Annotated in this window: 3 protein-coding genes; all 3 read left to right on the top strand. The window is 71.5% G+C overall.

Features of this window, described 5'->3' with window-relative positions:
• Positions 1-807 (top strand): pyridoxal phosphate-dependent decarboxylase family protein (locus E1283_RS33605; protein ID WP_243745285.1); only part of this gene is annotated, 807 nt, incomplete at its 5' end.
• Positions 794-2,197, top strand: a complete 1,404-nt coding sequence (locus tag E1283_RS33610; protein ID WP_132821953.1) for a lysine N(6)-hydroxylase/L-ornithine N(5)-oxygenase family protein — start codon at positions 794-796, stop codon at positions 2,195-2,197. The genes E1283_RS33605 and E1283_RS33610, both read left to right, overlap by 14 nt.
• Before the next feature lie 148 nt (positions 2,198-2,345).
• Positions 2,346-3,743 (top strand): pyruvate kinase (gene pyk / locus E1283_RS33615; protein WP_132821954.1); only part of this gene is annotated, 1,398 nt, incomplete at its 3' end.

Here is a 3,743-nt window from a genome sequence, read left to right on the forward strand (position 1 = left end):
CTGGAGTGCGTCCCCGGCGGCCCCACCCCGGCCCTGGTGGTGGCCACCGCGGGCACCACCGACAGCGGCGCCATCGACCCGCTCCCCGCGCTCGCCGACGCCGTCGCCGCCGCCCGGCACGCCGGCCGCCCCACCAGCCTGCACGTCGACGCGGCCTACGGCGGGCCGCTGCTCCTCAGCCCCACCCACCGGGCCAAGCTCGCGGGTCTCGACCGCGCCGACAGCGTCACCCTCGACCTGCACAAACTCGGCTGGCAGCCCGTCGCCGCCGGGCTCCTCACCGTGCCCGACGCGGCGGCCCTCGCCCCCCTCGGCCAGCGTGCCGACTACCTCAACGCCGAGGACGACACCGAGGCCGGGCTGCCCGACCTCCTCGGCCGCTCGATCCGCACCACCCGCCGCCCCGACGTCCTCAAGATCGCCGTCACCTTACGAGCCCTCGGCCGGACCGGGCTCGCCGCCCTCATCGACCGCACCTGCGCCGCGGCCGCCGACCTGGCCACGCTGATCGCCGCCGAGCCCCGGCTCGAACTCCACTCCGCGCCGGCCATCAGCACCGTGCTGTTCCGCCCGGCCGGCGCCACCGCCCCCCAGGTCGCCGCCGTCAGACGCCGGCTCCTCACGGACGGCCGCGCCGTCCTGGGCCGCGCCACCGCCGCCGGGCCCGACGGCCGGCCCGCCCTGTGGCTGAAGGCCACCCTGCTCAACCCCCAAGTCCAGCACAGCGATCTGACCGCCCTGATCAAGCTCGTCCTCGACCAGTACGACGGCACGACCCCGAAGGACCCCGCCGGTGACCACCACTGAGACCGAAGCCCCACTCGACCTCGCCGGTATCGGCATCGGCCCCGCGAACCTGTCGCTCGCCGCCCTGAGTTTCCCCATTCCCGGGCTGCGCGCCGCCTGGTACGAACGCCGGCCCGAGTTCCACTGGCACCCCGGGCTGCTGATCGAGGGCACCACCCTCCAGGTTCCCTTCCTCGCCGACCTGGTGACCCTGGCCGACCCCACCAACCCCTGGAGTTTCCTCAACTACCTGCGGCACCAACAGCGGCTCTACCCCTTCTACTTCGCCGAGCGCTTCCACAGCCACCGCGCCGAGTACGACGCCTACTGCCGCTGGGTCACCCGCCAACTGCCCGGGCTGCACTTCAGCCACCAGGTCGACGCCATCCGGTGGAACGCCGACGACGCCGTCTTCGACCTGGACTTCACCCGCCTCGGCCCCCACGGCGAGGCGGAGGCCGTCGGCCGCGCCCACGCCCGTCACCTCGCCATCGGCATCGGCACCGCCCCCCACATCCCCGAGGCGCTGCGTCCCCTCGCCGAGACCACCACCATCCCGGTGCTCCACTCGGCCGACTACCTCGACCACCGCGACCGGCTGCTCGCGGCCGAGCACATCACCGTGGTCGGCTCGGGGCAGTCGGGCGCCGAGATCTTCCTCGACCTGCTGCGCCGCCGGCCCGAGGGCCGCGAGCGACTGCACTGGCTCAGCCGCACCCCCGCCTTCGCGCCCATGGAGTACAGCAGGCTCGGCCTCGAACACTTCACCCCCGACTACTCCCGCTACTTCCACGGGCTCCCCGAGTCCACCAGGGACGACCTGGTGCGGCGGCAGTGGCAGCTGCACAAGGCCGTCGACCACGAGACGCTGTCCGCCATCCACGACGAGCTCTACCGCCGCTCGCTGCACGGTGGTTGGCCGGACGCCGTGCTCACCCCGGGGGTCAGCGTCCGCACCGCGGGCCGCCTCGGCACCACCCAGATCGAGCTGCACCTCGACCACGCGGAGCAGGGCGAGCGCTCCCGCCTGACCACCGGCGCCCTGGTGCTCGCCACCGGCTACCGGGACCGGCCGCTCGACCCCCTGCTGCCCGCCCTCGACCAGGCCCTCCGCCGGGACGCGGCCGGTCGGCCCCGGATCCACCCCGACTACCGGCTCGACCTGGACCAGAGCATCACCGGGTCGGTCTTCGTGCTCAACGCGGAGCGGCACACGCACGGCGTCGGCGCTCCCGACCTGGGCCTCGTCGCGCACCGCAGTGCCGTCGTCCTGAACACCCTGACCGGCGAGCGCTGCTACTCGCTGCCCGAGCGGGCCGCCTTCACGAGTTTCGGGCTCCGCCCCGCGGCCGGGCCGTCCCGCACACCGGAGTTTGCGGCCCGCGGAAGGGGGCACTCTCCCATTCGTTAGTCCGGACCTTCTCGACGCGAAAAAGCGGGGCTCAAAAGAGCGGGCTGTTGCTCATTCTGTGAGTTGTCAGTCTCCTCTTTAAAATCCTGCCGCCGTGTGGTCACTTCCGGATAGCCTGCTACCCGCTGGTAACTCCTACAGTTGGCCTATGCGCCGAGCAAAAATCGTTTGCACACTTGGGCCAGCTACCGACTCATATGAGCGCATCGTCGCGCTTGTCGAGGCCGGAATGGACGTGGCGCGGCTCAACCTCAGTCATGGCGCCCATCGCGAGCACGAACTGCGCTACCAGCGCGTGCGGCGCGCCGCAGAGGAAAAGGGTCGAAGCATCGGAATTCTGGCCGACCTCCAGGGCCCGAAGATCCGACTCGGCAGCTTCCGCGAAGGCCCGGTCCTCCTCGAGAACGGCGACGAATTCACCATCACCACCGAGGACGTCGCCGGCGACGTCAACCGCTGCGGTACCACCTACCCCGGCCTGGTCTCCGATGTCAGGCCGGGTGAGCGCATTCTGGTCGACGACGGCCGGGTCGCCCTCGAAGTCACCGCCGTCGAGGGGCCCGAGGTCCGCACCGTGGTGGTCGAGGGCGGCCTCGTCTCCGACCACAAGGGTCTCAACCTGCCCGGTGTCGCCGTCTCCGTGCCCGCCCTCTCCCACAAGGACATCGAGGACCTGCGCTGGGCGTTGCGCACCGGGGTCGACGTCATCGCCCTCTCCTTCGTCCGCAGCGGCGACGACATCAAGGACGTGCACCGGGTGATGGCCGAGGAGGGCCGTTTCCTCCCCGTCATCGCCAAGATCGAGAAGCCCCAGGCCGAGGAGAACCTCCGCGACATCGTCGACGCCTTCGACGGCATCATGGTGGCCCGCGGCGACCTGGGCGTCGAAGTGCCTCTGGAGTCCGTGCCGTTGGTGCAGAAGCGGGCCGTCGCCCTGGCCCGGCGCAACGCCAAGCCGGTCATCGTCGCCACCCAGATGCTCGACTCGATGATCGAGTCCTCCCGCCCCACGAGGGCCGAGGCGTCCGACGTGGCCAACGCCGTCATGGACGGCACGGACGCGGTCATGCTCTCCGGTGAGACCAGCGTCGGCCGCTATCCCGTCGAGACCGTCAGGACCATGAGTCGCATCGTGGCCGCCGCGGAGGACGTGATGCTCTCCGGTGGCCTGCCGCCGCTGACCGAGGGCACCAAGCCGCGGACCCAGGGCGGCGCCGTCGCCCGCGCCGCCGCCGAGATCGGCGACTTCCTCGACGCCAAGCTGCTGGTGGCCTTCACCCAGAGTGGTGACACCGCCCGTCGCCTCGCCCGCTACCGGTCGCCGATCCCCGTGGTCGCCTTCACTCCCGACCCGGCCACCCACGCCCAACTCACCCTAACCTGGGGCGTGGAGACGCATCTGGCACCCACCGTGCAGACCACCGACGAGATGGTGGCCCAGATGGACGAGCGGCTGCTGAGCATCGGCCGGTGTCGCAGGGGCGAGATCGTGGTCATGACGGCGGGCTCCCCGCCTGTCTCTTATACACAGCTGACGCTGCCGACG

Origin of the sequence: Streptomyces hainanensis (genome assembly GCF_004348415.1) — a bacterium.
In the GTDB taxonomy this organism is placed as follows: Bacteria; Actinomycetota; Actinomycetes; order Streptomycetales; family Streptomycetaceae; genus Streptomyces; species Streptomyces hainanensis.